The organism is Halocynthiibacter sp., from assembly GCF_049608145.1.
Taxonomy (GTDB): Bacteria; Pseudomonadota; Alphaproteobacteria; order Rhodobacterales; family Rhodobacteraceae; genus Halocynthiibacter.
In genome coordinates this window covers 1-4462 of the sequence record NZ_JBMYXF010000093.1, presented here as the reverse complement: position 1 = coordinate 4462, position 4462 = coordinate 1, and the positions used below count along the sequence as shown (strand labels likewise).

The following is a 4462-nucleotide window of genomic DNA, read 5'->3' as shown; positions in this document are numbered from 1 at the left end:
AGACATAGGGAGATTGCGAGCTTCGTGGCAAAGAAAAACCCCGGCGCGGGGGCCGGGGCTTGAACTGTGTGTTTGGCTGGAAGACCGGGATCAATCGTCCATTTTAAGGGCGTTGATGAAGGCTTCTTGCGGAATGTCGACGCGGCCGAACTGGCGCATCTTCTTCTTACCTTTTTTCTGCTTGTCCAACAGCTTACGTTTCCGGGACGCGTCACCACCGTAACATTTCGCGGTCACGTCTTTGCGCATGGCAGACAGGGTTTCGCGGGCAATCACCTTGCCGCCAATTGCCGCTTGGATCGGGATTTTGAACATGTGACGCGGGATCAGGTCTTTCAGCTTTTCAACCATGGCACGGCCACGCTGTTCGGCGCGGTCACGGTGCACCATGGTGGAGAGCGCATCAACCGGTTCGTCGTTCACCAGTACGGACATCTTCACCAAGTTATCCTGACGATATTCGGTCATGACATAATCGAAGCTGGCATACCCTTTTGTTACCGATTTCAGGCGATCATAGAAGTCGAACACCACCTCGTTCAGGGGCAGATCGTAGACGACCATGGCGCGGGAACCGGCGTAGGTCAGGTCTTCCTGAATGCCGCGACGGTCTTGGCAAAGTTTCAACACGTCACCGAGGTATTCATCGGGCACAAGAATGGTGGCCTTGATACGTGGTTCCTGCAGGTGGTCGACCAGGGTGAGGTCGGGCATATCTGCGGGGTTGTGCAGTTCGATCATCGTGCCGTCGCGCATATGCACGTGGTAGATAACAGAGGGCGCGGTGGTGATGAGATCGATGTCATATTCGCGTTCAATGCGGTCGCGGATGACTTCGAGATGCAGAAGGCCAAGGAAGCCACAGCGGAACCCAAAGCCCAGGGCAGCGGATGTTTCCATCTCGTAGCTGAAGGACGCGTCATTGAGGGCGAGTTTTTCGATGCTATCGCGCAGGTCTTCGAATTCGGCGGTGTCCACGGGGAACAGGCCACAGAACACTACGGGCTGGGCGGGTTTGAAGCCATCCAGCACTTCGGTTGTGCCTTTTTTCTCATGCGTAATGGTGTCGCCCACACGGGTGTCGCGCACCTGTTTGATTGAGGCGGTGAGGAAGCCAAGTTCGCCGGGGCCAAGCACATCGATGGTTTCCATCTGTGGGCGGAAAACGCCAATGCGATCCACTGGGTAGACAGCGTTGGTGGACATCATCCGGATGCGGTCGCCCTTTTTGAGCTTGCCGTCGATGATGCGCACCAGAACGATCACGCCGAGATAGGCGTCATACCAGCTGTCGACCAGCATGGCCTTAAGCGGCGCATCAATATCGCCTTTGGGGGCGGGCAGTTCATTGACGATGGCTTCCAGCGTTTCGCGGATGCCCTGGCCGGTTTTGGCAGAGACTTGGATCGCGCCGGTGGCTTCGATCCCGATGACGTCTTCGATCTGCTCGGCCACGCGGTCACAATCAGACGCGGGCAGATCGATCTTGTTCAGGATCGGCACGATTTCATGATCGGCTTCCATGGCGTGATAGACGTTCGCCAAGGTCTGAGCTTCGACCCCTTGTGAGCTGTCCACAACCAGAAGAGAGCCTTCAACCGCACGCATGGAACGGGAGACTTCATAAGCGAAATCGACGTGGCCGGGGGTGTCGATGAGGTTGAGAACATAGTCCTCTCCATCTTCGGCTTTGTAGTCGATGCGCACGGTGTTGGCTTTGATGGTGATGCCGCGTTCGCGTTCAATGTCCATACTGTCGAGCATCTGCTCTTGCATGTCACGATCAGCCACTGTGCCCGTCTCTTGGATGAGGCGGTCAGCGAGGGTGGATTTCCCGTGATCGATATGGGCCACGATGGAGAAATTGCGGATTTTACTAAGCTCAGTCATGGGGGTGGGATATGGAAGGGAATGAGGCGCTGGTCAAGCAGAACAACACAATTCGAGTTGGTTTTCGTTGCCGAAGAAGCAAATGGCCACATGTTGTATTGTATTTTGAAGGCTAGTATGCGGAATGTGCTGAAGCGGTGACTTGTCAATCGTGATCGGCCGCTGAACAACGAGATCGGCAAAACTTAAATTATGAGCGGGAAGCAATATGCGGGCCACGATTCTATGTATTAAGTGGGGCACTGCCTTTGACGCAAGTGAGGTAAACTTGCTGTACCGGGCTTGCCGGGACAATGTGCCGGGCGAATTGCGGTTCGTGTGTCTAACCGACAACCGTGACGGCTTGCTGGACGGGATCGAGGCGCGTGAAATTCCTGATATTGGTCTGGCCCCCGCTGCATGGAAGTTACCGGGAGTTTGGCGGAAGTTAAGTCTCTTTTCGGACGAGATCAGCGACCTTGGCCGGGTGTTGTTCATTGACCTCGATATGATGATTGTCGGAGATTTGCAGCCATTTTTTGATCAGGTTGAAGGCAGCAGATTTTTGAACGTAGGGAAGAGTTGGTACCCGGGCAAAGAAGGGCTTGAAAAGGAGGTTGGAACCGGGGTTTATTCATATGATATCGGGGAGAACGCCCATGTATTGACTGCATTCGTACAGGACATGGAAGGACATATGCAAAACTGGCAGAATGAACAGGATTTTGTGGGCGCACATGCTGATGCCCCGTCTTATTGGCCAGAAGGGCTTGTTCTAAGTTTTAAGCGTCATCTATGCCATCGATATGGTAAAGGTCTATTCGTTGCGCCTTCTGCGCCGCCTGCGAGCGCACGTATCATCGCGTTCCATGGGAACCCTCGCCCGGTGGATACGGTGAAGCAAACCATTTGGGGGCCTGCGCCCCATTGGCATGCTGGAACACCTAATTGGATAATCGAATATCGTCAGCGATATGGCGGCGACGCCTGAAAGGCCTGATACAGATCAAAGATGTGAGGCGCGACTCGGGTTAGGTTTTGTGCAACTTAAGGGCTGCACAGGAAAGGTTACCCCATGTTACGCCTCGCATCTGCTTTATATTCTATTGTTGGCACATCCCTTGCGGGGGCCTGTGTCGTGGTGGTTTTGACCATGGGCTATGGCACCATGATGCCGATCATATATGCCGCCTTGGCTGGGGCTGTTGTGGCCTTGCCCGTGACGTGGCTTGTGACACGTGCAATACTTGAGTTGAAATAATCCTAAGCGTCGAGAAAGACACGCACGGCGGCCTCGAATTCGCGGGGCTTGTCGGCATGCAGCCAATGGCCTGCACCTGGGATCTTGGCGAAACGGGCCGCGGGGAAAAGCGATTTGATCCGCGGGCGGTGTTCCGGGCGCACATAGTCGGACGTTGCACCAGACAGGAAGAAGGCCGGGCCATCAAAGGGCGTCGGCGTTATATCCGGAAAGCCGATGATGGCTTTCATATGGGTGCGCAGGGCGGCGTGGTTTAGACGCCACGCCTTTGGTGTTGCACGCAGATCAAGCGATTGCAGTAGAAAGGCGCGCACGCCAGATTCCGGAATGGCGGGGGCGAGGGCGGTATCCGCGCTTTGACGCGAGGTGATGGTGGTGAGATCCAGTGCCTCCATCGCGTCGATCAGCGGTGTCTGCGTATGGTTATAGCCGACAGGGGCGATATCCGCGACGATCAGTTTTTGCACAAGGTCTGGGTGGGTGAGGGCAAGCATCATCGCCGCTTTGCCGCCCATGGAATGGCCCAGAACATCTGCCTTGCCACCGTTTGCGCGAATGGCAGTCGCCAGATCGTCGGCCATATCTGTATAGCTGTGACTGTCTTCAAACGGGCTGCTGCCGTGATTGCGCATATCAACGGCGATGACAGGACGTGTGTCCGCCAGGCGTTTCGCGATAACGCCCCAGTTGCGGGCGGAGCCGAAAAGACCATGGGCAATCAGCAGGGGCGTGCCGGAATGTCCGGTGCCGGAATGTGCAAAATGTAACATGCAGTTTGTGTAACGCAGCGTGGTCAGGGTTTCCAGACGTTGAAATGCGAATTGCTCTGGCCTATCTCTGGTCAGCAGGAGGCCCCGGATGAACCCGTCAGAGATAGAAAATAAGGCTGAAGATGTTTTCGACGCGTTGGGGCGGCAGTTGCGGCTGCGGGGGGCGACGCTGGATGCGCGGGTGAAAAAGGCCGGGCGACTGTTGCCTGGAGGTCTGAGGCGCGATCTGAAATATATGATTGAGGCGTTAGAGTTTGCGGGAAATCCGAAACTGGCCCGCCTGGTGGATATGCCACGTATTGAGCGCACGCACAGATATGCATTGCGCTGGTTGAAGGATGTGGATCCTGGGGCGCGTGCGCGTGATCTGGTTTGGGAAAGTGCCTGGCGGATCGGGCTGGTGGTGCTGGTTGTTGGTGGTGGATTGCTGGCTGTGCTGGCCTGGCGTGGATTTGTCTGAATTCTGAAAGACGTGGCTTTGGGCTTGTAAGGAGTTCGATCCGGCATCATTTTCACCGGAAAACCGGAAAACCGGAAAACCGGAAAACCGGAAAACCGGAAA

At 55.5% G+C, this 4462-nt stretch carries 5 protein-coding genes; 3 read left to right on the top strand and 2 right to left on the bottom strand.

Annotated features, from left to right (window positions below; all coding sequences use genetic code 11):
• Positions 1 to 90 precede the first annotated feature (90 nt).
• Positions 91 to 1890, bottom strand: coding sequence for a translation elongation factor 4 (gene lepA, locus ACPGUT_RS15765; protein ID WP_423993027.1), 1800 nt, complete (start codon positions 1888 to 1890; stop codon positions 91 to 93).
• 208 nt (positions 1891 to 2098) lie between these two features.
• Between lepA and ACPGUT_RS15760 the strand changes: the two genes are divergently transcribed.
• Positions 2099 to 2860 (top strand): hypothetical protein, encoded by a 762-nt coding sequence (locus tag ACPGUT_RS15760; protein ID WP_423993025.1) that lies wholly within the window; start codon positions 2099 to 2101, stop codon positions 2858 to 2860.
• Positions 2861 to 2944: 84 nt separating this feature from the next.
• On the top strand, positions 2945 to 3130 hold the full coding sequence (locus tag ACPGUT_RS15755) for a CTP synthetase (RefSeq protein WP_423993023.1): 186 nt from the start codon (positions 2945 to 2947) through the stop codon (positions 3128 to 3130).
• Between the two features lie 2 nt (positions 3131 to 3132).
• Here the strand turns inward: ACPGUT_RS15755 and ACPGUT_RS15750 are convergent, their stop codons facing one another.
• A complete protein-coding gene (locus tag ACPGUT_RS15750) occupies positions 3133 to 3900 on the bottom strand; it encodes an alpha/beta fold hydrolase (protein WP_423993021.1) in 768 nt (255 codons plus the stop codon).
• 88 nt (positions 3901 to 3988) lie between these two features.
• Here ACPGUT_RS15750 and ACPGUT_RS15745 point away from each other — a divergent pair, with 88 nt between their 5' ends.
• Positions 3989 to 4360 carry a hypothetical protein gene (locus ACPGUT_RS15745; RefSeq protein ID WP_423993019.1) on the top strand — a complete coding sequence of 124 codons (372 nt, stop codon included), beginning with the start codon at positions 3989 to 3991 and terminating at the stop codon, positions 4358 to 4360.
• Positions 4361 to 4462 lie beyond the last annotated feature (102 nt).